The 25180-nt window shown below is 68.4% G+C and carries 27 protein-coding genes and 1 riboswitch; of the genes, 14 read left to right on the top strand and 13 right to left on the bottom strand.

Going from position 1 to position 25180, the window contains the following annotated elements; all coding sequences use genetic code 11:
- Window positions 1-21: 21 nt before the first annotated feature.
- Window positions 22-723 carry an SDR family oxidoreductase gene (locus ALI44B_RS05710; protein ID WP_077053670.1) on the bottom strand — a complete coding sequence of 234 codons (702 nt, stop codon included), beginning with the start codon at window positions 721-723 and terminating at the stop codon, window positions 22-24.
- Window positions 724-828: 105 nt separating this feature from the next.
- Between ALI44B_RS05710 and ALI44B_RS05705 the strand changes: the two genes are divergently transcribed.
- The 3 genes from ALI44B_RS05705 to ALI44B_RS05695 are packed head-to-tail and all read left to right on the top strand — an operon-like array spanning window position 829 to window position 2585.
- Complete coding sequence (locus ALI44B_RS05705) at window positions 829-1236, top strand: MerR family transcriptional regulator (RefSeq protein WP_238592090.1); 408 nt, start codon at window positions 829-831, stop codon at window positions 1234-1236.
- A 32-nt stretch (window positions 1237-1268) separates the two neighbouring features.
- Window positions 1269-1781 carry a hypothetical protein gene (locus ALI44B_RS05700; protein ID WP_077053669.1) on the top strand — a complete coding sequence of 171 codons (513 nt, stop codon included), beginning with the start codon at window positions 1269-1271 and terminating at the stop codon, window positions 1779-1781.
- Window positions 1782-1793: 12 nt separating this feature from the next.
- A complete protein-coding gene (locus tag ALI44B_RS05695) occupies window positions 1794-2585 on the top strand; it encodes a hypothetical protein (protein WP_077053668.1) in 792 nt (263 codons plus the stop codon).
- 61 nt (window positions 2586-2646) lie between these two features.
- Here the strand turns inward: ALI44B_RS05695 and ALI44B_RS05690 are convergent, their stop codons facing one another.
- The 3 genes from ALI44B_RS05690 to ALI44B_RS05680 all read right to left on the bottom strand — a co-directional run bounded on the left by ALI44B_RS05690 (window position 2647) and on the right by ALI44B_RS05680 (window position 3944).
- The gene (locus ALI44B_RS05690; RefSeq protein WP_143459004.1) at window positions 2647-2916 is read right to left on the bottom strand and encodes a hypothetical protein; all 270 of its coding nucleotides are present in this window, start codon (window positions 2914-2916) and stop codon (window positions 2647-2649) included.
- Window positions 2913-3443, bottom strand: a complete 531-nt coding sequence (locus tag ALI44B_RS05685) for a hypothetical protein (RefSeq protein ID WP_077053666.1) — start codon at window positions 3441-3443, stop codon at window positions 2913-2915. The genes ALI44B_RS05690 and ALI44B_RS05685 overlap by 4 nt, the downstream gene beginning before the upstream one ends.
- A gap of 162 nt (window positions 3444-3605) precedes the next feature.
- Window positions 3606-3944, bottom strand: a complete 339-nt coding sequence (locus ALI44B_RS05680; protein WP_077053665.1) for an ArsR/SmtB family transcription factor — start codon at window positions 3942-3944, stop codon at window positions 3606-3608.
- 207 nt (window positions 3945-4151) lie between these two features.
- Between ALI44B_RS05680 and ALI44B_RS05675 the strand changes: the two genes are divergently transcribed.
- Entirely contained in the window at window positions 4152-4898 is a 747-nt protein-coding gene (locus ALI44B_RS05675; RefSeq protein ID WP_286140743.1) for an NADPH-dependent F420 reductase, read from the top strand.
- A gap of 19 nt (window positions 4899-4917) precedes the next feature.
- Here the strand turns inward: ALI44B_RS05675 and ALI44B_RS05670 are convergent, their stop codons facing one another.
- Window positions 4918-5349, bottom strand: coding sequence for an Lrp/AsnC family transcriptional regulator (locus tag ALI44B_RS05670; RefSeq protein ID WP_077053663.1), 432 nt, complete (start codon window positions 5347-5349; stop codon window positions 4918-4920).
- A gap of 143 nt (window positions 5350-5492) precedes the next feature.
- Here ALI44B_RS05670 and ocd point away from each other — a divergent pair, with 143 nt between their 5' ends.
- Genes ocd through ALI44B_RS16280 form a run of 3 tightly spaced genes read left to right on the top strand, consistent with a single transcriptional unit; the run spans window position 5493 to window position 9576 of the window.
- Window positions 5493-6521, top strand: a complete 1029-nt coding sequence (gene ocd / locus ALI44B_RS05665) for an ornithine cyclodeaminase (RefSeq protein ID WP_077053662.1) — start codon at window positions 5493-5495, stop codon at window positions 6519-6521.
- A 14-nt stretch (window positions 6522-6535) separates the two neighbouring features.
- A complete protein-coding gene (gene ctlX, locus ALI44B_RS05660; protein WP_202969356.1) occupies window positions 6536-7546 on the top strand; it encodes a citrulline utilization hydrolase CtlX in 1011 nt (336 codons plus the stop codon).
- The gene (locus ALI44B_RS16280) at window positions 7543-9576 is read left to right on the top strand and encodes a thioredoxin domain-containing protein (protein ID WP_077053661.1); all 2034 of its coding nucleotides are present in this window, start codon (window positions 7543-7545) and stop codon (window positions 9574-9576) included. The genes ctlX and ALI44B_RS16280 overlap by 4 nt, the downstream gene beginning before the upstream one ends.
- A gap of 1 nt (window position 9577) precedes the next feature.
- Here ALI44B_RS16280 and ALI44B_RS05650 read toward each other — a convergent pair whose 3' ends face one another.
- Window positions 9578-10951, bottom strand: a complete 1374-nt coding sequence (locus ALI44B_RS05650) for an L-serine ammonia-lyase (protein ID WP_077053660.1) — start codon at window positions 10949-10951, stop codon at window positions 9578-9580.
- Between the two features lie 143 nt (window positions 10952-11094).
- Entirely contained in the window at window positions 11095-12174 is a 1080-nt protein-coding gene (locus ALI44B_RS05645; protein WP_179100212.1) for a glycosyltransferase, read from the bottom strand.
- Window positions 12175-12368: 194 nt separating this feature from the next.
- Here ALI44B_RS05645 and ALI44B_RS05640 point away from each other — a divergent pair, with 194 nt between their 5' ends.
- From ALI44B_RS05640 to ALI44B_RS05630, 3 genes are read left to right on the top strand one after another with little or no spacing between them, the layout of a single operon-like run.
- Entirely contained in the window at window positions 12369-13343 is a 975-nt protein-coding gene (locus ALI44B_RS05640) for a WcbI family polysaccharide biosynthesis putative acetyltransferase (protein ID WP_083709576.1), read from the top strand.
- The gene (locus ALI44B_RS05635; protein WP_077053657.1) at window positions 13340-14314 is read left to right on the top strand and encodes a glycosyltransferase family protein; all 975 of its coding nucleotides are present in this window, start codon (window positions 13340-13342) and stop codon (window positions 14312-14314) included. The genes ALI44B_RS05640 and ALI44B_RS05635 overlap by 4 nt, the downstream gene beginning before the upstream one ends.
- Window positions 14311-15738: a glycosyltransferase family 2 protein gene (locus ALI44B_RS05630; protein WP_083709574.1), complete on the top strand. Its 1428-nt coding sequence runs from the start codon at window positions 14311-14313 to the stop codon at window positions 15736-15738. The genes ALI44B_RS05635 and ALI44B_RS05630 overlap by 4 nt, the downstream gene beginning before the upstream one ends.
- Before the next feature lie 85 nt (window positions 15739-15823).
- On the opposite strand, the gene ALI44B_RS05625 is transcribed toward ALI44B_RS05630, so the two are convergent.
- Complete coding sequence (locus ALI44B_RS05625) at window positions 15824-16501, bottom strand: cation efflux transmembrane domain-containing protein (RefSeq protein WP_077053656.1); 678 nt, start codon at window positions 16499-16501, stop codon at window positions 15824-15826.
- On the bottom strand, window positions 16498-16875 hold the full coding sequence (cmtR, locus tag ALI44B_RS05620) for a Cd(II)/Pb(II)-sensing metalloregulatory transcriptional regulator CmtR (protein WP_077053655.1): 378 nt from the start codon (window positions 16873-16875) through the stop codon (window positions 16498-16500). The genes ALI44B_RS05625 and cmtR overlap by 4 nt, the downstream gene beginning before the upstream one ends.
- Window positions 16876-17114: 239 nt before the next feature.
- Here cmtR and ALI44B_RS05615 point away from each other — a divergent pair, with 239 nt between their 5' ends.
- Window positions 17115-17600, top strand: a complete 486-nt coding sequence (locus tag ALI44B_RS05615; RefSeq protein ID WP_077053654.1) for a glutathione peroxidase — start codon at window positions 17115-17117, stop codon at window positions 17598-17600.
- 12 nt (window positions 17601-17612) lie between these two features.
- Here ALI44B_RS05615 and ALI44B_RS05610 read toward each other — a convergent pair whose 3' ends face one another.
- From ALI44B_RS05610 to ALI44B_RS05600, 3 genes are all read right to left on the bottom strand, one after another.
- A complete protein-coding gene (locus tag ALI44B_RS05610) occupies window positions 17613-18941 on the bottom strand; it encodes an NAD(P)/FAD-dependent oxidoreductase (RefSeq protein ID WP_077053653.1) in 1329 nt (442 codons plus the stop codon).
- Window positions 18942-19029: 88 nt separating this feature from the next.
- Window positions 19030-19521 (bottom strand): CoA-binding protein, encoded by a 492-nt coding sequence (locus tag ALI44B_RS05605; RefSeq protein ID WP_238592143.1) that lies wholly within the window; start codon window positions 19519-19521, stop codon window positions 19030-19032.
- A gap of 164 nt (window positions 19522-19685) precedes the next feature.
- The gene (locus tag ALI44B_RS05600; protein ID WP_077053652.1) at window positions 19686-20975 is read right to left on the bottom strand and encodes an O-acetylhomoserine aminocarboxypropyltransferase/cysteine synthase family protein; all 1290 of its coding nucleotides are present in this window, start codon (window positions 20973-20975) and stop codon (window positions 19686-19688) included.
- Window positions 20976-21129: 154 nt separating this feature from the next.
- Window positions 21130-21196, top strand: a riboswitch (guanidine-III (ykkC-III) riboswitch).
- 17 nt (window positions 21197-21213) lie between these two features.
- On the opposite strand from ALI44B_RS05600, the gene ALI44B_RS05595 reads away from it, so the two are divergent.
- From ALI44B_RS05595 to ALI44B_RS05585, 3 genes are all read left to right on the top strand, one after another.
- Window positions 21214-21534, top strand: a complete 321-nt coding sequence (locus ALI44B_RS05595) for a DMT family transporter (RefSeq protein WP_077053651.1) — start codon at window positions 21214-21216, stop codon at window positions 21532-21534.
- A gap of 132 nt (window positions 21535-21666) precedes the next feature.
- Window positions 21667-23970 carry a maltose alpha-D-glucosyltransferase gene (gene treS, locus ALI44B_RS05590; RefSeq protein WP_083709571.1) on the top strand — a complete coding sequence of 768 codons (2304 nt, stop codon included), beginning with the start codon at window positions 21667-21669 and terminating at the stop codon, window positions 23968-23970.
- Window positions 23971-23979: 9 nt separating this feature from the next.
- On the top strand, window positions 23980-24384 hold the full coding sequence (locus ALI44B_RS05585) for an arsenate reductase ArsC (RefSeq protein ID WP_077053650.1): 405 nt from the start codon (window positions 23980-23982) through the stop codon (window positions 24382-24384).
- Between the two features lie 94 nt (window positions 24385-24478).
- Here ALI44B_RS05585 and ALI44B_RS05580 read toward each other — a convergent pair whose 3' ends face one another.
- Entirely contained in the window at window positions 24479-25165 is a 687-nt protein-coding gene (locus tag ALI44B_RS05580; RefSeq protein WP_077053649.1) for a hypothetical protein, read from the bottom strand.
- Between the last annotated feature and the right edge of the window lie 15 nt (window positions 25166-25180).

Genomic DNA, 25180 nt, shown 5'->3' with positions numbered 1-25180 from the left:
GGGAGAGCTGAACCGCGTGCCTCACGCGTAGAGAACAGCCGGGTCTCCGGCGAGCGCCGCCTTGACGAAACGGCTGGGGTCGTCGACCAGAACTTCGATGGCGCCGGCGTGCAGGCCCGCGATACTCGCGCGCGCGACATCCGCCGGGTCGATCTTCGGTGCGTCGCTGCTAGCCATCATGTCGGTATCGGCGGCTCCGAGGTGAACGCCCTGCACGAGCACGTTCCGGCCGGCCAGTTCCACGCGCACTCCGTTGGTCATATTCCATTCCGCGGCCTTTGCCACCGAATATGAGCCCGAACCGGCCGGCGTCGCCACCCACGACAGAACCGACAGGATGTTTACAATCGCACTTTTTGGATGTGCCGTGAGTGCCGGGGCGAACGCCCGGGTCACGCGCAGCGTGCCGAAGAGGTGGGTTTCGAGATCGGCGCGGATATCGTCGATCGGAGAGCTCAAGAGATCGGCGCCCGTGGTGATGCCCGCGTTGTTGACGAGGACAGAGATATCGGATGCCCGTTCCGCAGCCTGCGCGATCGAGTCCTCGTCGAGCAGGTCGAGTCGCAGCGGGACGACGCGCGGGTCGTCCACCTCGATCGACTCGGGGTTGCGCGCGGCGGCATAGACCTTCTGCGCGCCCGCTGCGAGGAGTTCGGTGACGAAGTGGCGACCGATTCCACGGTTCGCTCCCGTGACCAGTGCGATTGAGTTTTCGACGTTCATGGTGCTCCTTGTTCCCTGCGGGAATGTCCCGCCTCCCGCACACGCTAAGACCTGACGTCAACGTCAACTGCAAGTCGGAAATCGAAGAAGAGAGCACAGGCCACCGTGATTCGTATCGGAGAACTCGCCTCCCGCGCCGGCGTCAGCACCCGCGCACTGCGGTATTACGAGGAGCAAGGGCTGCTTCATCCCGTGCGCACCCTCACGGGCCAGCGAACGTATGACGCGTCGGCTGTCGACCGTGTGCGACTCATCCAACAGCTCTTCTCCGCCGGTTTGGGCAGCGAGCTGCTGGTGACACTGCTTCCCGCCATCGACGACGGGCGGCTCGCCGACGAGCTGTCCGACCGGCTCGTCCTCGAGCGGGCCAGATTGGGCGCGAAGATCGTCGACCTGCAGGCGGCGTACGGCCGTCTCTCGGCGCTCATCGCGATCGCCGCACACCCCGACGACGCGTCCTGCCCGGCCACGCTCGACGATGCGGTCGCTCTGGCTGCTAGCGCCGCCCGCTGAGTCACGCGGCGGCGGTCTGACAGGATGTGAGGATGACCTCGCCGCGGCCCCTGGCGATCCGCGCGATCGCGTCCGTCCGTCCCTCGCTCATTCTGCGGCGGCCCCGGCGGGTCTGTTTCTACGACGCCTTCTGGCCCAACGGCTGGGTGCAACGCAACATCAGCCCGAGCGCGCTCATGTACCAGCGCGACCCGGCCGACTATTCGGTCTTCGAAAAGCAGCTTCACGCGGCCTGCCCCGAGGTGGGTGTCGGGTCGTGGATCGATTACTACGGCTCCAACCTCGATGCCGTCATCGGCGAGGTGCCCGTCGAGCCTCCCACCGGGTTGGGTCGTCGCGTCGACTATGAAGAACCCGGTGTTCCTCGCCCCGACCACTCGCGCCGGCGGCGCGCCCAGAAGCTCGGCATCGGCGCGGGCTCCCTCATCGTCGGCGGCGCGCTCATCATTCTGAACGGAAGCACGGGCTTCCTAGCGTTCGTCGGTTTCGCGTTCTGCGTGGTGGGGCTGGCGCTGCTGAGCACGTCCTGGCGCCGACCGAGATGACATAATCTCGCCATGGGTGCTTGGGGTGCGGGCGTTTTCGCCAACGACACGGCGGCCGACATCCGGAGCGAGTATCGGGAAGCCCTCGAAGACGAGCTGCCGGATGACGCGGCCCGGCAACGCGTCCTCGAACAGTTCTCGTATCTCCTGGTCGGCGACGACACCGCGGCGGAGTTCTGGATCGCCCTGGCCGCCGCGCAATCGCAGGTGGGGCGCTTGGATGACGACGTGCGCGATGCCGCGCTGACCGCCATCAATCGCGGCGACGGTCTCGACGTCTGGGCCGAGGCGGGAACCACCGAGCTCGCTCGTCGTCAGGCGGCCCTGCAGAAGTTGCGCACCCAGCTCACCGGGCCCCAGCCGGCCTCGAAGCGCGTGCGGCGCCCCTGGCGTCACATCGAAACCGAGCTGACGGCCGGAGATGTCCTCAGCTACACGACCGCGGACGGCCGACTGGTCCTGTTCCGCGTGGCCGGTGTGCGGCGTTCGCGATACGGCGACGCCCCCAGCCTCGAATGGCTGAACTGGTCGGGCCCTGAGCTGCCGACTGGCGACGTGCTGAGCCGACTGATGCCCCACATGGTGCCGGCGACGCGGGCCATGCCCCGCCGCCCGCTCATCTACTCGGTGACGCGTTTTCGCCGGAAAGACGCCACCTGGCGCGACTGTGGGTTCTATCTCGCCGCCCGCCTGCCGAATTGGCCGAGTCACGACGACCTGCCGCAGAACTTCTCAGCCGGCTGGCGCGCGCTTGCCCTCGCCGCTGACAAACAGCCGGACCCCGTCGCCGCCCGTTTGCGCTGACGGGCTCGGATGCGGTCCGACGGTGCACGCGTGCGTGACGCGGTTGCGGCTGGGCAGGTTCTCAGGACCCGCCAGCCGCTCCAGACGACCGCTCATCCTCGTCCTCCCGCTCGCGCTGTTCTTCAGCGCGACGGCCGTCGCGGTAGAGGCTCACGATGCCGGCGATGATTGCGATGATGCCGAGTGGAAGGCCGAGATAGGCAAAGAGCTGCGAGCGGCTGCCCGAGGGCGTAGACCCCCACCATCCGGCGTACCAGGTGGCGGAAACGATGATGGCGAAGATTCCGAAGCCGATGATCGCCCAGCCGTCGGTGGTTTTTCCGCGCCTCATGAACATGTCCCACCCCCATTTATTGTGCGCGCGCGTCGGCGCGTTACGGCTGCGCAGAACAAGAGGGCGCCACCCGTCAAGGCCACCATGAGCGAGGCGATGCCGAGCAGGGTCGCCCCCGCGACGTGCCAGAACGACACGACCGGGCCGATCGTGAAGGCTGCGCCCTTGACGGGCCCGTCGCACGAGAGGATGACGAGGCCAGCGCGTTCTGCGACGAAGCTGCCTCGCGCATCCCAAGCCACCGGGAAAAAGAGGGACTCCTGCGTCATGTCCGGCCTCAGCCTGAGCTCGTCGCCGGCGACCTCGCCCGTGCAGGTGATCGAGCCCGACTCCTCGGATGGCGTGACATAGACCGCGTGGTCACCTGCCGAGACGTCGACGGTCAGGCGCTCGCCGAAGGCAACCGGCGCGGCCGTGCTCAGGCCGGGAGCGGCCAGCATGGCGAGGGCGCCGAGCATCCCGATGATGCCGAGGCAGATTGCCACCCAGCCCAGGGTGCCGAGGACCGATCGCTTCTTCGTCACTGTCGGCTCCTCGCTGATTCACCTGGCTGGTGCGTCAAACGTAGTGCGGCCGGCGCAACGTGCACATGGGCAGGACTGCCCTCTGCGACGCCATTCGCTGTGCTGCGCCATTCGCCAGGCGGCGCCTCTCGCTTAGAGGTTCACGCGCGAGGCGGCACGCGGCTAGCTCGATCGATGCAGCTCGGCCTCGTGTTCCTGCAGGACGAGGGCCAGCAGGCCGGGGAAGCGACGGTCGAGTTCTTCGTCGCGCAGCCAGTTGCGGTGACGCGTGCCGTCGACCTCTTGGCGGATGATGCCGGCCTCCCTCAGGACGCGCCAGTGCCGAGTCAGTGCAGACTTCGACACCCCGAAGTCGGAGGTGCTGCACGCCGTTCCGGGTGTGGAGGCGATGTTGTGGACGAGGGCGCGTCGCACCGGGTCGCTCAGTGCCCGCATGACCTCGAAGAGGTCGAACTCGTCCTCGCCGGGAATCGTGAGGGGGTTCGACAAGCGGCTGGCCATACACACTCCCTTCTCGAGCATCCAAAACATGTTCACATTGGTGCGTACATGGGATACGGTTGATGTACGCGGTGTCATGTACATCTTGCCCGATCGGGTGAAGCTCGTCCACCGAACAAGGCGTCGCGGTGCCCTGAGTCGGAGCGGGCTCGCGCCCACCGCGCTCAGTCAGCACCGCGCTCAGCGCGCACGACGGACAGCGCGCGCATCACCTCAAGCAGAGAGAAAGAAGATCTCATGTCGACACTGGCAATCATCGGAAGCGGCAACATCGGATCGGCCGTGGCGCGCCTCACCGTCGCGGCAGGCATGAACGTCGTCATCGCGAACTCACGGGGCCCCGAATCGCTCGCGGACCTCATCGCCGAGCTCAGCCCGCTCGCCCGCGCCGCCGAGGTCGATGAGGCCGCCCGTGTCGGCGACGCCGTCGTGCTCTCGATCCCACTGCCCGCGGTGCGGGGCCTCGCCGACGGGTTGCTCAACGACAAGATCGTCCTCGACACCAGCAACTACTACCCCTCGCGGGACGGTCGGATCGCCGAGCTCGACGCCGGTGACGTGACCACTAGCGAGCTCGTGCGCGGATGGCTGGGGGAGACGCGCTACGTGAAGGCGTTCAACAACATCCTCGCCCACCACATCCCGCTGCTCGCTCGGTCACAGGGCGCGGCAGATCGCTCAGCCCTGCCGATCGCGTCAGATGACGCCGAAGCCAAGCTCGAAGCGGCACGAATCATCGACGAGCTCGGTTTCGACACCGTGGATGCCGGCTCGATCGCCGATAGCTGGCGCTTCGAACCGGAGTCGGCCGCCTACACGCGCATGTATCTCGCCGACCCGGCCACGCCCGACTCCGAGCTGATGTCCTCGGTGCCCGGAGTCACTCCGGCTGACACGGTCTCGTCGACGCTCGCTGCAGCGACCCCGGTCGACGTCTCCAAGCGCGTCTTCTAGCCCTCCCGCGCGAGAAACTTCAGCGCAGCACCGAGCTCAGCAGCAGGCTCGTCTCGCTGTTGATGACGCCCTCGATGCGGCGGATGGCGCCCAGCACGCGGTCGAAGTCGAGCAGCGTCTCGGCGCGCAGTTCGGCCACGAGGTCCCAGCCGCCGTTGGTCGTGTGCAGCGAGCTGATCTCGGGAAAGCCGCGCAGCTCGCGGATGACGTGGTCCGTCGAGCGACCCTCCACCTCGATGAACGCCACGGCCTGCACGCTGCCCGCCTCGACCTCGTCGCGCACGCGCACGGTGAAACCGACGACGGTTCCGGATGCGATGAGCCGATCGAGCCGGCTGGTCACGGTTGCGCGGGCCACATGCAGGGTGCGCGCGAGCTCGGCCACGGGCGCGCGGCCGTCGGCACGGAGTTCGGCGAGGAGGCGTCGGTCGAGGTCATCCAGCTGGGCCATTGTCACAGTGTATGTCGGCAGCGAGCACTGTGTGCAGTGATGACGCAGATGTACCGCACTCAGCATATTGAGCGTGCATATCGCCTAGGAATAGCGTCGAGGGGACGGGGTTCTCCGGCCCCGCCGTGAGAAAGGGAACCCCGATGACCCGATTCGTCGACGTGAAGAACATGGTGCGGTGGGTGTCGACCACCGGCCCCGAGCGCATCATCCGAGGAATGATCGACTATGTCGAGGCAGACTTCGCCCGCTGGAACAGCTTCGACAAGTCGCCGCGCGTCGCCAGCCACACGCCCTTCGGCGTGATCGAGCTCATGCCGACGAGCGACGGCGAGACCTACGCGTTCAAATACGTCAACGGTCACCCGTCGAACCCCGCGCGCGGCTTCCAGACGGTGACGGCATTCGGCGTTCTGGCCGATGTGCACAACGGCTACCCGACGTTCCTGGCCGAGATGACGTTGCTCACGGCGCTGCGCACGGCCGCGACATCCGCCTTCTTCGCCAAATATCTCGCACGCCCCGACTCGCGCACCCTCGCCCTCATCGGCGCGGGCAGCCAGGCCGAATTCCAAGCGCTCGGGATGCGAGCAGCCCTCGGCATCGAGCACGTGCGCCTCTGGGACACCGACCCCGCCGCCATGGAGAAGGTTGCCCGCAACCTGACCCCGCTCGGCTTCGACGTCGTCATCGCCACGAGCGCTGCCGACGCGGTCGATGGCGCTGACGTGATCACCACGTGCACGGCCGACAAGGCCCTCGCAACCGTGCTCACCGACGACCTCGTCGCCCCCGGCGTGCACCTCAACGCCATCGGCGGTGACTGCCCCGGCAAGACCGAGCTCGACCCGGCCATTCTCGAGCGCGGCGACGTGTTCATCGAGTTCGAGGCGCAGACGCGCATCGAGGGTGAGATCCAGCAGATGTCGCCCGCGTTCCCGGTGACCGAATTCTGGCGCGTCGTCGCCGGCGAACACCCCGGCCGCACGTCGCCCGAGCAGATCACGATCTTCGACTCGGTGGGCTTCGCGATCGAGGACTTCTCGGCTCTGCGCTATCTGCGCGACGCCGTCGACGGCACCGAATTCTTCGAGGACATCGACCTCGTGGCCGCGCCCGAAGACCCGAAGGACCTGTTCGGGCTCGTCGGCCAGCTCTCGCCCGTCGGCTGAAACGACCGACACCGGTGAGCGTCCAGGCTCCGCGGGCGGTCGTCATGATCCGCCCGCACCACTTCACGCCCAATCCGCTGACCGCGGCCGACAACGTGTTCCAGGTGACGGGCGGCGTGCCCGAGGCGGCCGAACCGCTCGTCGCCAGCACGGCGCACGACGAGGTGACGCGCGCCGCCGGCATCCTCGAGGCGGCCGGCGTGCGCGTGCACCTATTCGACGACCCGCGACCCGACCGCCCCGACAGCGTGTTCCCGAACAACTGGTTGTCGACGCACGCGGGCGGGCACGTCGGGCTCTTCCCCATGTATGCGCCCAACCGGCGCGGCGAGCGGCGCGGCGACGTGATCGAGATGCTGAAGCGGGACTACCGCGTGCAGAACGTGATCGATTATTCGGGTCTCGAGTACGACGACACGTTTCTCGAGGGCACGGGCGCCATGGTGCTCGATCACGCCGCGCGCGTCGCCTACGTGGCCCGGTCGCACCGCGCCGACCCGATCGCGCTCGAACGGTTCTGCGCCGACTTCGGCTACGAACCCATGGTGTTCGACGCGGCCGACCCCGAGGCTGTGCCGATCTACCACACCAACGTCATGATGTGCATCGCCACCGACTTCGCGCTCATCGGCCTCGACCTCATCACGTCGGCTGCGCGCCGGGCCGAGGTCTCCGAGCGCATCGCCTCACACGGTCGGGATGTCATAGCCCTCGACTTCGGCCAGGTGCGCGACTTCGCGGGCAACGCCATGGAGTTGCGCACGGCGTCGGGGGAACGCATCCTGGCCCTGTCGTCACGCGCACACCGCAGCCTGCGGCCGGACCAACTCGCCGTCATCGAACGCAGCTGCCGCGTGGTTGCACTCGACGTGCCCACCATCGAGCTCGCGGGCGGGTCGGTGCGCTGCATGTTGGCGGGCATCCACCTCGACGCGCGACCGGCGCGGCCAGCCGTGAAGCAAGCTCAGGCATTCGACGCAAGTCCCTTGGCCCGACGGGAGCCCGTCCCTACTCTGGGGGTATGACGAACCGGCTCGCATCCGCCATCAGCCCGTACCTGCGCCAGCATGCCGAAAACCCGGTCAATTGGTATCCATGGGGCGAGGAGGCCTTCGCCGAGGCCAAACGACGCGATGTGCCGCTGTTCGTCTCGATCGGCTATTCGACCTGCCACTGGTGCCACGTCATGGCGCGTGAGTCGTTCTCGGATGAGGGCATCGCCGCCTATCTCGACCAGAACTTCGTGGCGGTGAAGGTCGACCGCGAAGAGCATCCGGATGTCGACGCCAGCTACTTGGCAGCCGCCGGCGCCTTTACCCCCAACCTCGGCTGGCCGCTCACCGTTTTCGTGACCCCCGACGGGGGACCGTTCTTCGCGGGCACCTACTACCCGCCCGTGCCCATCGAGGGGCACCCCTCGTTCTCGCAGGTGCTGCAGGCCGTGACCGAGGCGTGGACCGAGCGGCGCGACGGCGTGGAAGAGACCGCCCGGCAGCTGACCGAGGCGATTCAGGCGGCATCCGATATGCCCGCCGAGCAGATGGCGGCGGCGAATGCGGCCGACGGTACGGCGACCGGTGAGGGTGCGGGCACGTCGGCGGGCGCGGGTGAGGCCGACGCAGACGACTCGCGCACGGAGGGTGCCGTGAGGCTTCCCGCGGGGGAGTCGTCGGGTGACGCCTCGTCACGAGCCCTCGGCGATGATGAGCTCGCCCGCGCCGTGCGCGCCCTCGCCGCCCACGAAGACCCGCAGTTCGGTGGGCTCGGCACGCAAGCCAAGTTCCCCGTCGCCCCCGTCGTCGGATTCCTCGCCGAACGCGCCGACGGCCGCGAACTCGCCGACCGCATGCTGCGCACCATGGCATCCTCGCCCCTGCGCGACGATGTCGAGGGCGGTTTCTTCCGCTACGCCACGCAGCGCGACTGGTCAGACCCCCATTACGAGCGCATGCTCTATGACAACGCGCTGTTGCTCGACATCTATGCGACGCGTAGCACCGAGACCGGCAGCGGCACCGGCACCGAGACCGGCAGCGGTACCGGCACCGACTGGGCCCGCGAGGCCGCCGAAGGCATCGGCGCGTTCCTACTGCAGGTCATGCAGCTGCCGACCGGAGGCTTCGCGAGCGCGCAAGACTCCGAGAGCGACGTCGACGGGCAGCGGGTCGAGGGCGGCTACTACTCGTTGGACGCCGCCGAGCGGGCCAGCCAGTCCGCACCCGCGCTCGACGAGAAGGTGCTCACGGGCTGGAACGGTTTGGCGATCGGAGCCCTGGCGCGCGCCGGGCGTCTGCTCGGGCATCCCGAATGGATCGAGTCGGCGCGCTGGGCCGCCGACTACCTGCTCGAGAACCACGTGCAATTGAACGGCAAGCTCGTGCGCGCCTCGGTGGCCGAGCAGAAGTCCGACGCGGCCGCGTCGCTCGAAGATTATGGGATGCTCGCGGGCGGCCTGCTCGAGCTCGGCATCGCGACCGGTCAGACGGTTTATTTCATCTCGGCCCGGTGGCTCGTCGATGCGACGCTGCCCGCCGACATTGACGACCCCTTCGTCTTGCCCGAGGGCGGCGACCCGTTGCTCGGCGCGCACGGGCTCGCGGTGGCGGGTGACCCCTCCGAGGGCGCCTACCCATCGGGCCCGACGTCGATCGCGCAGGCCTGCTGGCGGCTCTACGAACTGGGCGCGGGGGAGCGCTACCGGCAGGCGGCCGAGCGCACCGTGCGACGGGTCGCGCCGCTGGCCCTCGCCAACCCGGTGTCGTTCGGCGCAACGTTGGCGCTCGCCGAGCGACTGCGTCGGCCGCTCGTGCAGCTCGTCGTGGTGGTTCCGGATGCCGCCGCCGACGCCTCGCCGTTCCTCGACGCGCTCGCCACCCTGCCCACGAGCCTCAGTATCGCGGTGCGTCAGTCGGCGGCTATCGAGCTGGGCCTGATCGGCCTCGAACTCTTCGCCGGCCGCACGGCCCTGGAGTCGCGCGCGACGGCGTACCTCTGCCAAGATTTCGTGTGCCGGCTGCCCGTGCACACGGCCGAGGAGCTGGAGTCCGCCCTCTGAATCAGCACTCGGTGACGTTGACCGCGAGGCCGCCTTCGCTCGTCTCCTTGTAGCGCGTCGACATGTCGATGCCCGTCTGGCGCATGGTCTCGATGACCATGTCGAGGGAGACGAGGTGGGTTCCGTCGCCGTGCAGCGAGAGCCGAGCCGCGCTCACGGCTGTCGACGAGGCAATGGCGTTGCGCTCGATGCACGGAATCTGCACGAGGCCCGCGACCGGGTCGCACGTCAGACCGAGGTGGTGTTCCATGGCGATCTCGGCGGCGTTCTCGACTTGCGCGGGGGTCCCACCGAGCACGGCGCACAGCGCTCCGGCGGCCATGGCGCACGCCGAACCGACCTCGGCCTGGCATCCGCCCTCGGCACCCGAGATCGACGCGTTGGCCTTGAACAGTGAGCCGATGGCCGTGGCGGTCAGCAGGAAGCGGCGGATGCCGTCGGCGGAGGCGCCCGGCACGAAACGCAGGTAGTAGCTGGCGACGGCCGGGATGATGCCGGCGGCCCCGTTCGTCGGGGCCGTGACGACGCGCCCACCCGAGGCGTTCTCCTCGTTCACGGCCAGAGCGAAGGCCTGCAACCACTCGGTCGCGAGGTCGCGCTCGGCCGGGTTGGTCACGGCATCGAGGCGCTTCTTCACGAGGTTGGCTCGGCGTTTGACGTTGAGGCCGCCGGGCAGCACGCCCTCGGTCTCGAGCCCGTGCGCCACGCACGAGGCCATGGCCGACCAGATGGCGTCGAGCCCCGCATCCACCTCGGCGCGCGGGCGGATGGCCTCTTCGTTGACGCGCGCGATCTGGCAGATGCTGAGCCCGGTGTCGCGGCAGATCTGCAAGAGTTCGGCGGCCGTGCGGTAGGGGTGCGGATAGACGGGCTCTGCGACATCCGAGTTGTCTTCGCCTTCGCGGTGGATGAAGCCGCCGCCGACCGAGAAGTAGGTTTCGCTCACGAGGGGCAGCGCGTCGCCCTCGTGCCAGGCGTGAAAGGCCAGGGCGTTGGGATGTCCGGGCAGCCGCGTTCGCGGTTCGAACGACACGTCGGCCATCATCATCGTGACCGGTCGCTCGCCGGCGAGGAGTATGGTCTGGCCGCCGTCGCCGAGTGCGGTCCAGGCACCGCGCACGTCGTCCGGGTCGCACGTCTCGGGCGCGAAACCGGCGAGGCCCGCGACGATGGCGTCGGGTGTGCCGTGGCCGATGCCCGTCGAGCCGAGGGAACCGTAGAGGGAGCACGTGACGCGATCGACGTTTTCGAGTAGTCCTGTCTCGCGCAGGCGTTGAGCGAAAACGAGGGCCGCTCGCATGGGGCCGACCGTGTGCGACGAGGAGGGGCCGATTCCGATCGAGAAGAGATCGAACGCCGAAACGTACACCGCCATGGGGCTCCTTACCTGGTACCGCTGCCACTATACGCGGGGCCTCGCGGGTGTAACGGGGCAGGCCCTGAGGACGCAAGACTGTGCCGCTCGACACAACGAAGACGCGGTTCGGCGGTCACTAACCGCACAGAGTTGCGCCGAGATCAGGCGGTCTGCTGGTCGCCGTCGAGCGAGGCGAACGCCGTGTCGCCGACCGACTGGCGCGCCGCGACCGCAGACAGGTACACGCCGAGGTGCACATCGGCCACGTGCTGCCGCTGGCGTCGACGGTGGGCGGCATGCGAGACGATCGCACGACCCCGCTCGGCCGTGCCCGGGCGTGTGCCCGACGCGAGGGAGCGGTCGATGGCTGAGGCGAGTGACGCGCTGTCGCCCAGGGAGTAGGACTCGAAGTCATCCGGATGCTGGTCGGACATGTGCCCGGCCGACGTGCCCACGACGGGCACGGCGAGGTCGTAACAGAGCTCCACCCACCCCGAGTGCGTGCCGTGACGGTAGGGGAGGATCTCGACGTCGAGGCCGGCGAGCTCTGCTTCGAGGGCTTCGTCGCTGGGCCGCGAGACCACCTCGACGTCGACATCGGCACGGTCGGCGACGAGCGCCAGAACGGCATCGCGGGCCCGGGCGTCGCGCACGCGGTCGTGCACCGTGATGCGGCCGCGCACGGGGGTGCCGTTGGCGGCAAGGAGGTCGAGGGCGCCGAGCAGCGTGCGGGCGGCGCCGATCGCGTCGATGTTGGGGCGCACATCGCGCAGGTGCATGCCGACGATGCGCTCCGCGGAGAGTCGCCCGCGCGGGGTCGATGCGCCGACGGAGGTGATGGCGGGGTGCGGGGCGACGAGGGCCGTGCGACCCCAGCGCTGCGTGATCTCGGCGGCGGCCGTGCCCGTCAGGGTGAGGATGGCGTCGGCCCGCGGGATGATCTCGTCGAGGTCGCGCAGATGCGCCGTCTGCACGTCGAGGTTCGGGTTCTCGAGGTCGTGCACCGTGAAGACGAGCGGGCGCCCGACCGCGTCGAGGGCGTCGAGCGCGCCGAGCAGGCGGCCGGCGGGCAGCGACTCGAGGCCGAAGTGCACGTGCATCACGTCGAAGTCATCCCGGTGACGGTGCACCCATTCCGCATCGATCATCGCGGGCGGCCACCAGCGCGTCGGGAACGACGGATCGGGGATGGGGTCGGCGAGCCTGATCACCTCGGGAAGCGCCCGGAAAAGGCTCTCCATATAAGGGTGTGCGCCGGGGACCGACGCGACGCGCAGGGGCGTGCGAATGCGGGCGTTATGGGTGATGCGGACTCCTGGCCGAAGACGTGAGCGGGATACCATTCACAGTAGTGCTCACCCCCGACACCGAGAGCTCGGCGGTGTACCCCTTGCGGTGAACACTTCGTGCTGTTCGATACGAAAGATCAGGTCTGATGTCCCACGACGAGGGCTACCGCGCGCACTACGACGACTTCTTCGGTGCCGGGTCGGTTGAGACATCCGGTTCCGGCGACGCGCGTCCGATCGGCGTCATCATGGGCAACTGTCAGGCCGAATCTCTGCGGGTGGCGCTCGGCGACGAGGATGTCCGCTTCCTCCGCGTCCCGCCCGTGCACGAACTCGAGGCCGACGACATGCCCCTCCTCGCGCGCATCCTGGCGCGCACCGACGTGTTCGTCACGCAGCCCATCCGCGACGACTACCGCGGACTGCCGCTCGGCTCGGAGCAGATGCGGGCGCTGCTGCCGACGGGCGCGCGGACGACGACGGTTCCGGTCATCCGTTTCGCCGGGTTGTACCCGTTCCAGGCGATCATCCGGCCGCCCTCCGATACCTCGCTCGTGCCGCCCGTCGTGCCCTATCACGACCTGCGGCTCGTGGCCGAGGCTGCACGGCGGGCGGGCCTCGTCGATCCCTCGATGGGCGGAAGCAGCATGAGCGGCGGCGCAAACATTGACCGCGGCAGCGTCACGGAGTCCCAGATCCATGCGATTGCCGACGAGTCGATTCGCCAGCTGCGGTCCCGCGAGAAGGCGCACGACACTGTCGTCGTCTCCGATCTCTTCCTCAAGCCCGACTTCTCGCTCATGCGCACCGTCAACCACCCGGGCAACACGGTCTGGACCGCGCTCGCCGAACGGGTGCGCGCGCGCCTCGGTCTCGCCGACGTGTCCGTCACCCTCACGCGCGAGCTGCTCGACAACATCCACGCACCGCGCGACCAAGCCGTCATCGACGCCTGGGGCCTGGATGCCGAAGCCCGATCCACCTGGACCGTCGGCGGCCTCGACATCGACCCCGTCGAGCTGCGCGAGGCCCACCTGGCTTGGTATGCCGAGCATCCCGACGCGGTCACGGCCGGGCTCACGCGGCACGCGCTTGCGCTCAGCACTCTGGGCCTCCTGTGAGGGGTACGCCCGCCCTGCTGCACCGCGGCGACGGGCTGCACGGGGTCGACCAGTATGCCCGCACGATCGCGGATGCCCTCGGTGTGTCCGTCGAGCTCGCGCCCGAGACGTCCGACGACCGGGGCGCGCGGCACATGCACTTCACCGACCGCCTCTGGGGCGTCGATGCCGAGGACGCCGCGCAGCGCATCGAGCGACTTGCGGCGTCGGGCCCCGTGACGGTCACGCTGCACGACGTGCCGCAGCCCTCCGACGGGCCGCGGGGGTTCGCCCGGCGCACGGCGTCCTACCGACGCGTCGTGGCCGCGGCATCCGGGGTCGTCTGCAACAGCGAGCACGAGCGGCGGTTGCTCGAGCAGGCGCTCGGCGAGGCAGTCGGGGCCCACGTCATCCCGTTGCCCGCTCAGCCCCCGGTGCCCCGCCCCGACGTCTGGCGGCCTGTAGACGAGGTCGCAGTTCTCGGTTTCTTCTACCCCGGCAAGGGCCACCGCGAGGTCGTCGACGCGGTCGCGCTCCTGCCTGCCGATCGTCGACCCGGAGTCGTCGCTCTCGGTGGTGCATCGCCCGGCCACGAACGCGAACTCGCGGAGCTCGCCGAGCACGCCGCATCCTCGGGTGTGCGATTTCGCAGCACCGGTTTTCTGAGCGTTGACGACCGGGATGCCCTGGTGCGGGCCGTCGCCGTGCCCGTGATTGCGCATCAACACGTCTCGGCGTCGGGTTCGCTCACCGACTGGATCAGCGCCGGCCGACGCCCCCTCACCATCCGTTCGCCGTATTTCGCCGAGATGTTGCAGCTGCGCCCCGGCACCCTGTCCCTGTTCGATGACGGCGATCCGCACGCGCTTGCCGCCGCCATAACGGATTTGCGCGACGACCCCGACGCCACCTGGGTCGAACCGGGCACTCCGTCATCCCCGACGATCGGTGACACGGCTCGCGCGTATGCCGAATGGTGGGCTGCGCTATGAGCTTTGTGCCCGCTGAGTCGACCGAGTTGACCGAGCCCGCCGAGCCGACCGAGTGGGTGGCGCGGGCTGTGCCGGTCACGCCGCCGCCCTTCGGCCGCACGGTTCCGGGCAATCGCTGGGACCTCGTGGACGGCGTCGAACCGCCCGCCCGCACGGTCTCCGTCATCGTGGTGCACTTCGACCAGCAGCGTGAACTCGACCGCACGCTCGCCGCCCTCGCACGCCACACGCTCGCCCCCGAACTCGTCGAGGTCATCGTCGTCGACGACGGATCGCCCGTGCCGCCAACGGTTCCCGAGGGCGTCACGTTGCTCGTGCAAGAGGACCAGGGGTTCAGGGCCGCCGCCGCCCGCAACCTCGGTGCCGCCCACGCATCCGGAGACATCCTCTGCTTCCTCGACGCCGACACCGCGCCCGAACCGCACTACCTCGAGTGCATGGCGCGCCTCCCGTCCCTGCTGCCCGAAACCGTCGTCGCCGGCCACCGCCTCCACGCCGACTTCGGCGACACCTCCGTTTCGACGCCCGTCGAACAGGCCGGCCCGGCCCGCGAAGTGCCCGAACCCGCGTGGCTGCGCGACGAATACCACCGCACCCGCAACCTCCTCGACGCGGATGACCGCTCCTACCGTCACATCATCGGCGCCGTATTCGCGTGCTCGGCGTGGTTCTTCGCCGAAACGGGCGGGTTCTACGAGGGTTTCTCGAACTACGGCGGCGAGGACTGGGAGTGGGCGCACCGCGCCTGGCTCGCCGGCGCGATCTTCGCCCACGAGCCCGAGGCCGTTGCCTGGCACGACGGCGCCGACTGGGCGGGTCGAGACGACAACGACCGACGACGACGCGACGCCGAGAACGCCGAGGCCATGCTCCTCAGCGGGGTAATCGCGGTGGACGGATCACGCCCGCGCGCGCTGCTGACCGCCGTCCCCGACGCCGTCGTCGTTCTGCGCACCGCTGCGAGTGCCGCCGCTGCTTTCGTGTGCGTGGACAGCGTTCTAGCCGTGCTGCCGCAAGCCCGGGTCGTCGTGCCGACCGCGGTGTTGAGCGTCTTCGCCGGCGACCCGCGCGTCGGTGCGCCAGGGGAGGCGCCGATCGGTCGCCTGCGCATTGAACTCGACGAGTGTGTGCGCGTCGAGCTGGGTTCGCCCGGCGACTCTGCCGAGGAAGCCGACGGCGCCGAGCGGGCTGGCGCGAGCAACCTTGCGTTGGACCTCATCGGCGCACTTCGAGAAGCGTCGGCCCCGGGCATCCTGGCCGTCCATCTCGGATCGACGGTGCGCGTGATCTCTGAGCGGTCCGCCAGGCGCCTCGAGCGCTGGGGTGCCGACGCACACGTGCGCGATCTGCAGGTCGAGGCTCGCGACATCCACCCCGTCGCCGCCAACGTTCGCGTGGCGGGCTACCTCGGTGGCTGGGGCTAGACCGCCGGGGCTGGCACGCTGAGGCTAGGCGGCTGCGGCATGGCTAGTGGGGGTCGCTGGGGCTAGTCGGTGCCCAACGAGCCCATCAGCGAGCCGGCGCGCAACACTCGCAGGCTTCGACCTCGCGTTCGCCCGTGAGTGCCGAGACGGGCACGGTGCAGCTTTCGCCCTTCCACGCCTCGAGCCCCTCGCGCACGGCGAAGACGGCGATCACGAGGGCGGCGACCGAGTCGGCCCAGGCCCACCCCAGCAATGAGTTGAGCAGCAGGCCCACGAGCAGGGCCGCCGACAGGTAGCTGCAGATGAGCGTTTGTTTCGAATCAGCGATCGCGGATGCCGAGCCGAGCTCGCGTCCGGTGCGGCGTTCGATCCAGCTGAGTCCGGGCATGATGACGAGGCTGACGGCCGCGAGCACGATGCCGACAGGGCTGTGATCGGCCTCGCGCATCCCCACCAGCGAGAGGATCGCGTCGACACTCACATATGCCGCGAGCCCGAAGAACGATACGGCAATGACGCGCAGGGCCGTCTTCTCACGACGCTCGGGGTCGGGCGCCGCGAACTGCCATGCCACGGCCGCCGCCGACAATACCTCGACGATCGAGTCCAGCCCGAACCCGATTAGAGCAGCGGATGATGCCACCGAACCGGCCGCGAGTGCGATGATCGCCTCGACCACGTTGTAGGCGATGGTTCCTGCCACAATCCAGCGGATGCGGCGACGCAACGTGTCGCGGCGCGATGTCTCCAGCACCGCGCTCATCGCCGCGACCCCACGGCGGTTCCGGTTCCGGTTCCGCAGCACAGCGGCACATCGCACGCATCGTCTTCGCAGTCGCGCCCGTCGTCGACGGCCAGGACGACGTCGACGAGGGCCTCGAGAGCGCGAGTCAGGTGAGGGTCTGAGATCTCATAGCGCGTCTGCCGCCCCTCAGGCAGTGCCACGACGATTCCGCAGCCGCGCAGGCAGCTCAGGTGGTTGGACACGTTCGACCGCGTGAGGTCGAGGTCGCGCGCGAGCTGGGCGGGGTATCCGGGCCCTTCGAGCAAAGCCATGAGGATGCGTGAGCGGGTCGGATCTGCGAGCGCACGCCCGAGGCGGCCGAGAACGTCGAGTCGGGGAGCACTGGTCAGCATACAATGAATATACAGCGTGCGCTGACCAATGAACAAGAGAAACCGGCGCCCGGTAGCGGGTAGTAAGGACCTGCGCAGGCACGCGGCATCGAGTGATCCGGCCCAGGTGGCCAGTGGCCAGACCCTGCGTTTTTACTCCAGATGGCACCACTGTGCACCCACGTGAGCTCCGACATCCAACCGGCGGGGTTAGAGTCGAACAACGCTCACCGCGTGACGCCACTCAGAGAGAAGACACCGTGACCGACGCCCTCGACTCCATCGAAATCACCACCATCGACGGGGATGCCGCAACCCTCGCCGACTATGCGCGCGTGAAGCTCATCGTCAACGTGGCCTCGCGGTGCGGCCTGGCCCCGCAGTACGAGAAGCTCGAGCAGCTGCAGAAGACCTACGGCGACCGCGGCTTCACGGTGCTCGGTTTTCCGAGCAACCAGTTTCTGCAGGAACTCAGCGACGAGGACAAGATCAAGGAGTACTGCTCGATGACGTGGGGCGTCACATTCCCCATGTTCGAGAAGGTGAAGGTGAACGGCCGCTCGGCTCACCCGCTCTACCAGGAGCTGACGAAGGCCGAGGATGCCGATGGCAAGGCGGGCCGCGTGAAGTGGAACTTCGAAAAGTTCGTCATCACGCCCGACGGCCGCGTGCACCGCTTCCGCCCCACGGTCGAGCCCGACGCCCCCGAGATCGTCTCGCTCATCGAGTCGTCGCTGCCCGCCTGAGCCCGGCCACGGTCAGTTCTTCGCGCGCGACTTTCCGAACGCGGCCGTGAACGCCTTGCGCGGCGTTTCGAGCGCCGTCATGGCCGTCGTCTCGCGGGACGTCAACGCCTCGGCGAACCATCCGATGAACACTCGGATCTTGCGGTGGAAGGTCGGGATGACGGCCCCGTGGTAGGCGCGGTGCATCAGCCAGGCCGGAAGGTTCTTCAGCTTGATGCCCTTGACGTTGGCGGCACCGTGCCCGATGCCGTAGCTGGCGATCGTGCCGAGCGATTCGTGGCGGTATTCGACGAGCGGGCGCGACAGGATGCTCGACACCACGTTCTTCGCGGCCACGGGCGCCTGCCGCATGGCGTTCTGCGCGTTGGGCGGGTAGTAGGCGGGCTGCTTGGCGGCCGTGAGGTCGGGCACCTGCGCGTTGTCGCCGAGTGCCCAGGCGCCGTCGACGATCGAGCCATCCTCACGCATGACCTGCAAATGCGCGTTGGCGATGACGTGACCCTTGGGCCCGAGCGGCACGTTGGTGCTCTTGTAGAGCGGGTTGGGCTGTACGCCAGCGGTCCACACGATGGTGTTCGCGGGGATGACTTCGCCGCCCTTCAAGACCACATCGCCGTTTTCGCACGACTCAATGGTTGTCTCGAGGCGGATGTCGATGCCGCGGTCGCGCAACGCCTGCAGTGTCCACTTCGAGAGCTCGGGGCCGACTTCGGGCGCCACGCGGTCGAGCGCTTCGATGAGCACCCAGTGCAGGTCTGATTCGTCGAGCGACGGATGATTGCGCACGGCGTTTTTCGACAGGTCGGACAGTTCGCTGAGAGCCTCGACGCCGGTGTAGCCGCCGCCCACGAACACGAAGGTGAGAGCTTTGCGCTTCTCAGCCTCGTCGGTGGTTTCGGCGGCGCGTGCCACCTGCTCGAGCACCCGGTTGTGGGTGTAGACGGCTTCTTCGACGGTCTTGAACCCGACGGCGTTCTCTTTCAGCCCGGGGGTGGGGAACACGCGCGTGACGGCGCCGAGCGCCAGGATGACCTGGTCGTAGTCGATCGAGATTTCTTGATCGTTGAGCAGGTCGATGTTCGCGGTCTTCTGTTCGACGTCGAGGTCGGTGACGGTGCCGCGCAGCACGGTGCAGTGGCGCAGGGTGCGTCGCAGGTCGATGGTGACGTCGGCGGGGTTGACGTGTCCGCCGGCCACTTCGGGCAGCAACGGCTGGTAGGTCATGTAGGGGTTGGCATCGACGACGGTGATCTCGAGGAGCGCATCGCTCTGGTTCTGCAGGCTTTTCGCAGCGTAGAGGCCGGCGTATCCGCCGCCGAGGATCAGAATTCTTTGGCTCATTCTACGAACCTACGCCCGAGGCATCGGGCAATCCAGGGGCTCGATTCCCACTGGACCTGCCGTTATCATCGGGCGGAAGCCAGCCCGCTCAGCGAATCGTCTTGCGCGCCGTGATCTGCCCGGTATCGAATCCCATGAGGTGCAGGCCGCCGTGGAATCTCGCGTGCTCGATCTTGACGCAGCGGTCCATGACGACCTCGATGCCGCGAGCTTCGGCATCGCGCGCCGCATCCTCGTTCCAGATGCCGAGCTGCACCCACATGACGGGTGAGCCGACCGCCGCGACCTCCTCGACGACCGACGGGATGTCGCTGGCCTTGCGGAACACGTCGACGATGTCGGGCACTTCGGGCAGCGACGCGAGGTCGGGGTAAGCCTTCTGCCCGAGGATCTCGGTGGCGTTCGGGTTGACGAAGTACACGCGGTAGTCGGTCGACTGCAACAGGTAGGTGCCGACGAAGTAGCTCGAGCGCGACGGGTTCGACGACGCACCCACGATGGCGATGGACTTCGCGCGACGCAGGATTCCGAGTCGCTTCTTGGCGTCGGGGCCCTCCCAGGTGCGCTGCGATTTCAGCAGGCGGGCGAGGGGCGAGTCGGCGGGCAGCTGGCAGCTGAGGCCGTTGGCGAGCACGGCGTTCACGGTGTCGCCACCGGTGGATGCCGCGGCGCTGCCGTCGATGCCGGTCGACGTGCTCTCGACGGTGCTGGGGGTGCCGGCGGTGCCGGTTGCGGTGCTCATGCTCATGCCTCCACTGCCTGGGCGAGTGCCTGGTCGAGGTCGTAGATGATGTCGTCGGGGTCTTCGATGCCCACGCTCAAACGCACCACGCCTGGCCGCACGCCGGCCTCGAGCAGCTGCTGCTCGGTCAACTGCGCGTGCGTGGTGGACGCCGGGTGGATGATGAGCGTCTTGGCGTCGCCGATGTTGGCGAGGTGGCTGGCCAGGTTGACCGATTCGATGAGCTTCTGCCCGACGGGACGGCCGCCCTTGACCTCGAACGTGAACACCGAACCCGGCCCCTTCGGCAGGTACTTGTTGGCGCGCTCGTGATGCGGATGCGCGGGCAGCCCCGCCCAGTTGACGGCCTCGATGCGCGGGTCGGCGTCGAGCCATTCGGCCACGGCCCGGGCGTTCGCCACATGCGCGTCGATCCGGTAGGGCAGCGTCTCGACGCCCTGCGCCAGCTGGAAGGCGGATTGGGCCGACAAAACGGGTCCCATGTCGCGCAGCTGTTCGGCGCGCAGGCGCGTGAGGAAGGCGTATTCGCCGAAGTTGCCGGCCCACGTCAACCCGCCATAGCTGGCGACGGGCTCGTGGAAGAGGGGGAACTTATCGGCCGAGTAGTCGAACCGACCGCTCTCGACGACCAGCCCACCCACCGTGGTGCCGTGCCCACCCAAGAACTTGGTGGCCGAGTGCGTGACGATGTCGGCACCCCACTCGATCGGGCGGTTGAGGTAAGGCGTGGCAATAGTCGAGTCGATGACGAGCGGGATGCCATGGGCGTGGGCCACATCGGCGAGCGCCTCGATATCGGCGATCTCACCCGACGGGTTGGCCACGGTCTCGGCGAAGAGCACCTTGGTGCGGGGCGTGATGGCGGCCGCGTAGTCCTCGGCGTTCGAGGAGCCCACGAACGTGGTCTCGACCCCGAAACGGCGCAGCGTGACATCCAATTGTGTGATCGACCCGCCGTAGAGGTTGGCCGAGGCGACGATGTGGTCGCCCGCGCCCGCCAGTGAGGCGAACACGATGTACTGGGCCGCAAGACCGGATGCGGTGGCCACAGCGCCGAGCCCGCCCTCGAGGCTGGCCACGCGCTCTTCGAAGCTCGCCACCGTGGGGTTCGACAGGCGCGAGTAGATGTTGCCGTACTTCTGCAGCGCGAACCGAGCCGCGGCGTCGGCCGTGTCGTCGAACACGAAAGCGGTCGACTGGTAAATGGGCAGCGCGCGCGCCCCCGTCACCTGGTCGGGGATGTTGCCCGCGTGAATCGCACGCGTGCGGAAACCGTATTCGCGATCTGCCATACGCCCCAGATTAGTCGCGGCAACTGACAGTGGAGGCGCGGCCGTAACGCATCGTCATAGACGGTGGGATGCCGCATCCACGCCCTATTCTTTGCTCGGCGCTCGCGGGCACCCGGTTGCACAGGCCGTGATCAGGCCGGTTTGGCATACTGGGGGAGTGCCGCAGCGAGAGCGGCATCCGGACGAGGGCGCAGTACCCGGAAAGCGACAAGACTGACCACGAAAGTGAGTAACAGTCATGGCTTGGATCATCCTCATCGTGTCGGGCATCCTCGAGGCCGTCTGGGCCACGGCCCTCGGCAAGTCGGAGGGCTTCACGAAGCTCTGGCCGACCATCATCTTCGGCGTCGCCCTCATCGCCAGCATGGGCGGCCTCGCCTTCGCCATGCGCGACATCTCCGTCGGCACGGCCTACGCCGTCTGGGTCGGAATCGGTGCCAGCCTCACGGTCGTCTACGCCATGGTCTTCGGCGGCGAATCGATCTCGGTCATCAAGATCCTCCTCATCCTCGGCCTCGTCGGCTGCGTCGTCGGCCTCAAAATGGTCGACGGCCACTAGCCCTCGCGCAAGCCGAAGGGACCCGCTGAAGGCGGACACCCCGCCCCTGCCGCCGCGTCCGCATTCCACCACATCGGCGGCCGCGGCCGGTAGGGGGTGCGGGCGTTCTCCCGGGCGTGATCTACTAAGACCATGACGGAAACCCCTGAGTACGACAGCACTGACGTCACCCCCGAGACGACACCCGACACGGTGCCGGAAGCGGCAGAGATTTCGTACGACGAGGAGCGCTATCCGGCCCGCCCGAAGCGCCTGCGCCCGAGCGCCCACCTGCGCACCTCGGGCATCACGCGCTCGAAGCTCGACCCCCGCGAACCCGACGGTTCGAACCCGGCCTACGTGGCCTGGTTGGTGCGTCAGTCGATGCTCGGCGACGCCGATGTCCTCAGCCGTCAGCACTCCGGCCAGCCCAGCATGTGGCGCAACCCGTATGCCCGGCCTGACGCGCGCCGCGCCATCCAGTCGGCTTCGGTGTGGTTCACCGCCTACCCGATCTCGCTCATCACGCGCCCCGGCCAGTCCTACCTCGGCGCCCTCGGTGACGAAGACCTGTGGCGCGCCTTCGAGCGCATCGGCATCGACGCCGTGCACACGGGCCCCGTGAAGCGCGCCGGCGGCCTGACCGGCTGGCGCCAGACGGCCAGCGTCGACGGTCACTTCGACCGTATCTCCACGCAGATCGACCCCGCGTTCGGCACGGAAGACGAGTTCCGCTCGCTCTGCGACGTGGCCGACCAGTACTCGGGCAGCGTCATCGACGACATCGTGCCCGGTCACACGGGCAAGGGCGCCGACTTCCGCCTCGCCGAGATGGCCTATAAAGACTTCCCCGGCATCTACCACATGATCGAAATCCCCGAGGCGGACTGGCCCCTGTTGCCCGACGTGCCCGAGGGTCGGGATGCCGTCAACCTCGACGCCGCGGCCGAGCAGAGCCTGGCCGACCAGGGTTACATCATCGGCGCCCTGCAGCGCGTCATCTTCTACGCGCCCGGCGTGAAGGAGACCAACTGGAGCGCCACGGCACCCGTGTTGGGCGTCGACGGCCGCACCCGCCGTTGGGTCTACCTGCACTACTTCAAGCAGGGTCAGCCCTCTATCAACTGGCTCGACCCCACCTTCGCGGGCATGCGCCTCGTCATCGGTGACGCCCTGCACTCGCTCGGCGACCTCGGCTCGACGGCCCTGCGCCTCGACGCCAACGGGTTCCTCGGCGTGGAGAAGAGCGCAGAGGGCATGCCGGCCTGGTCAGAGGGTCACCCACTGTCCGAGGCCGCCAACCACCTCATCGCCAGCATGGTGCGCAAGGTGGGCGGCTTCACGTTCCAGGAGCTCAACCTCACGGTCGAAGACATCCGCAACACCGGCCGTGTGGGGGCCGACCTGTCCTACGACTTCATCAACCGGCCCGCCTACCAGCACGCGCTGGCCATGGGCGACACCGAGTTCCTGCGCCTCACGCTGCGCACGTCGCTCGAGACCGATGTGCAACCCGTTCAGCTCGTGCACGCCCTGCAGAACCACGACGAGCTCACCTACGAGCTGGTGCACTGGGCCACGCTGCACTGCGCCGACGAGTACACGTTCCGCGACCAGCAGATGGCGGGCGGCGACCTTGCCGAGACGATCCGCGCCGACATGATCGAACGCCTCACGGGCGAGAACGCGCCCTACAACCGCGTGTTCACGACCAACGGCATCGCCTGCACGACGGCCTCGGTCATCGCGGCGGCCCAGGGCTTCAACGAGCTCGACAAGATCCGCGAGGACGACGTGGACATGATCGCCCGCGCCCACCTGCTGCTCGCGCGCTTCAACGCGTGGCAGCCGGGCGTCTTCGCGCTCTCCGCCTGGGACCTCGTGGGCGCCCTGCCGCTGCCCTCCGAACAGGTCTCCGAGCTCATCGCCGAGGGCGACACGCGCTGGATCGAACGCGCCGCCCACGACCTGATGGGCTTCGACGAGGAGGCGGTGGCGTCGGCATCCGGCATGCCCCGCGGTCGCTCGCTCTACGGCACGCTGCCCGACCAGCTGCAGCGCCCCGACTCGTTCGCCTCGCAGCTGAAAGAGCTGCTGGCCATCCGCGACGCCAACGACATCGCGATCGGCACGCAGGTCGACGTTCCGGATGTCTCGCACCCCGGCATGCTCGTCATGGTGCACCGCCTCGACGGCGGCAAGGCCGATTGGGATGACGCGCCCCTGCAGGTCACGGTGCTGAACTTCACCGACCAGCCCATCGAGGGCAGCGTGCGGTCGAGCGAACTCATCCCGCGCCGTGCCGTCATCGATGCGGCATCCGGCCTCGAGATCGGGCGGGTCGACGACCTGCAGACCTTCGCCGTGCGGCTCGAGCCTTACGCTGGCCTGTTCCTGCTGATGGGTCCCGACGAAGAGGCGCTCGACAACGACGAAGCTGTCTCGGATGACGAGTAGGGCGAGCACATGACCGACAAACCCGCCGTGCTTTTCGTGTGCGTGCACAACGCCGGCCGTTCGCAGATGGCGGCCGGCTACCTGAGCGCCCTCGCCGGCGACCGCGTCGACGTCTTCAGCGCCGGCAGCGAACCGAAGGACGAGATCAACCCCGTCGCCATCGAGGCCATGGCCGAAGAGGGCATCGACATCGCAGGGAACGTGCCCAAGATCCTGACGGTGGATGCCGTCAAACAGGCGGACGTGGTCATCACGATGGGCTGCGGCGACGCGTGCCCGATCTTCCCGGGCAAGCGCTACGAGGACTGGCAGCTCGACGACCCGGCTGGCCAGGGCATCGAGTCGGTGCGGCCGATCCGCGACGACATCAAGCGCCGCATCGACCAGCTGCTCTCCGAGATCCTGCCCGCTTAGTTCTCCTCGCAGCTCGACCAGCCCATGCGAGGCGGTCCTGTCCGCGAATACGCGGGGCGGCCTGGCGGAGACGCTCGAGTCGCTGCCGGTCGTGCTACTGGACGGAAAGTTCGTAGACGTAGCCCGTCTCGTCCGCGAGGATGGCGGCGAAACCGGCTTCGAGGCCTGCGTCGACGTGAGCCGTGAAAGCTTCGGGGGATGTCTCGGCCATCGAGACCGTGCCGCGCGAGTCGGCGCCCGGCCACACCGCCGCGGTGACGTTTGCCGTCGGTTCGGGCAGCTGGGCCCCGACGAGCAGGAAGAGCTGGCCGAGGTTGTTGGCCGAGGCCGAGTCGACCAGGTCGATTGCGTTCGGGCCGACGGTAAGGATGACACTCGGCGCTGCGGCGACGGCTTCCTCGAGGTGGGCGGCGAAGGCGTCGTCGTCGCCCGCGGCCGAGACGGAGGCTTCGACATCCGCGCCGTTCTGTTCGGCGAAGGCGATGGCCGCAGCGGTGCCGGATGCCGAGAGGGCGTCGTCGGCGGCGACGATGCGCACCGTGAAACTGGCGAGGCGGTCGGTGGATGCGGGGGGAGCCGCGACCGGCGGCAACGTCGCGCCGGGAGAAGGCCGGGTAGCCGACGTGTCGGCGATGTCCTCGGTGCTCAGAGAGGTGGATGCCTGCGGGCCGCCGTCCGTGGGTGCGGCGCTGGTGCAGGCCGTCGTCGCCGCTAAGAGGAGGGCGGCGAGGCCGATCGTCCCGGCGAGGGTAAGCGGGAACGGGCAGTGAGACGTCGACATGATTTCCTCAGAACG

Source organism: Leifsonia sp. ALI-44-B (assembly GCF_001984125.1).
Classification (GTDB): domain Bacteria; phylum Actinomycetota; class Actinomycetes; order Actinomycetales; family Microbacteriaceae; genus Okibacterium.
Note: the sequence above shows the minus strand (reverse complement) of the source record. Positions and strands in the feature narration are given on the sequence as shown.

Coding starts and splice junctions, on each gene's coding strand:
- ALI44B_RS05595 (WP_077053651.1), top strand. CDS start 21,214: ATGGCTTGGATCATCCTCATCGTGTCGGGCATCCTCGAGGCCGTCTGG.
- ALI44B_RS05645 (WP_179100212.1), bottom strand. CDS start 12,174: ATGGAGAGCCTTTTCCGGGCGCTTCCCGAGGTGATCAGGCTCGCCGAC.
- ALI44B_RS05690 (WP_143459004.1), bottom strand. CDS start 2,916: ATGAGGCGCGGAAAAACCACCGACGGCTGGGCGATCATCGGCTTCGGA.
- ALI44B_RS05585 (WP_077053650.1), top strand. CDS start 23,980: ATGACCGACAAACCCGCCGTGCTTTTCGTGTGCGTGCACAACGCCGGC.
- ALI44B_RS05610 (WP_077053653.1), bottom strand. CDS start 18,941: ATGAGCCAAAGAATTCTGATCCTCGGCGGCGGATACGCCGGCCTCTAC.
- ALI44B_RS05625 (WP_077053656.1), bottom strand. CDS start 16,501: ATGAGCGCGGTGCTGGAGACATCGCGCCGCGACACGTTGCGTCGCCGC.
- ALI44B_RS05650 (WP_077053660.1), bottom strand. CDS start 10,951: ATGGCGGTGTACGTTTCGGCGTTCGATCTCTTCTCGATCGGAATCGGC.
- ALI44B_RS05670 (WP_077053663.1), bottom strand. CDS start 5,349: ATGGCCCAGCTGGATGACCTCGACCGACGCCTCCTCGCCGAACTCCGT.
- ALI44B_RS05630 (WP_083709574.1), top strand. CDS start 14,311: ATGAGCTTTGTGCCCGCTGAGTCGACCGAGTTGACCGAGCCCGCCGAG.
- cmtR (WP_077053655.1), bottom strand. CDS start 16,875: ATGCTGACCAGTGCTCCCCGACTCGACGTTCTCGGCCGCCTCGGGCGT.
- ALI44B_RS05695 (WP_077053668.1), top strand. CDS start 1,794: ATGGGTGCTTGGGGTGCGGGCGTTTTCGCCAACGACACGGCGGCCGAC.
- treS (WP_083709571.1), top strand. CDS start 21,667: ATGACGGAAACCCCTGAGTACGACAGCACTGACGTCACCCCCGAGACG.
- ALI44B_RS05580 (WP_077053649.1), bottom strand. CDS start 25,165: ATGTCGACGTCTCACTGCCCGTTCCCGCTTACCCTCGCCGGGACGATC.
- ALI44B_RS05640 (WP_083709576.1), top strand. CDS start 12,369: ATGTCCCACGACGAGGGCTACCGCGCGCACTACGACGACTTCTTCGGT.
- ALI44B_RS05680 (WP_077053665.1), bottom strand. CDS start 3,944: ATGGCCAGCCGCTTGTCGAACCCCCTCACGATTCCCGGCGAGGACGAG.
- ALI44B_RS05700 (WP_077053669.1), top strand. CDS start 1,269: ATGACCTCGCCGCGGCCCCTGGCGATCCGCGCGATCGCGTCCGTCCGT.
- ALI44B_RS05600 (WP_077053652.1), bottom strand. CDS start 20,975: ATGGCAGATCGCGAATACGGTTTCCGCACGCGTGCGATTCACGCGGGC.
- ocd (WP_077053662.1), top strand. CDS start 5,493: ATGACCCGATTCGTCGACGTGAAGAACATGGTGCGGTGGGTGTCGACC.
- ALI44B_RS16280 (WP_077053661.1), top strand. CDS start 7,543: ATGACGAACCGGCTCGCATCCGCCATCAGCCCGTACCTGCGCCAGCAT.
- ALI44B_RS05710 (WP_077053670.1), bottom strand. CDS start 723: ATGAACGTCGAAAACTCAATCGCACTGGTCACGGGAGCGAACCGTGGA.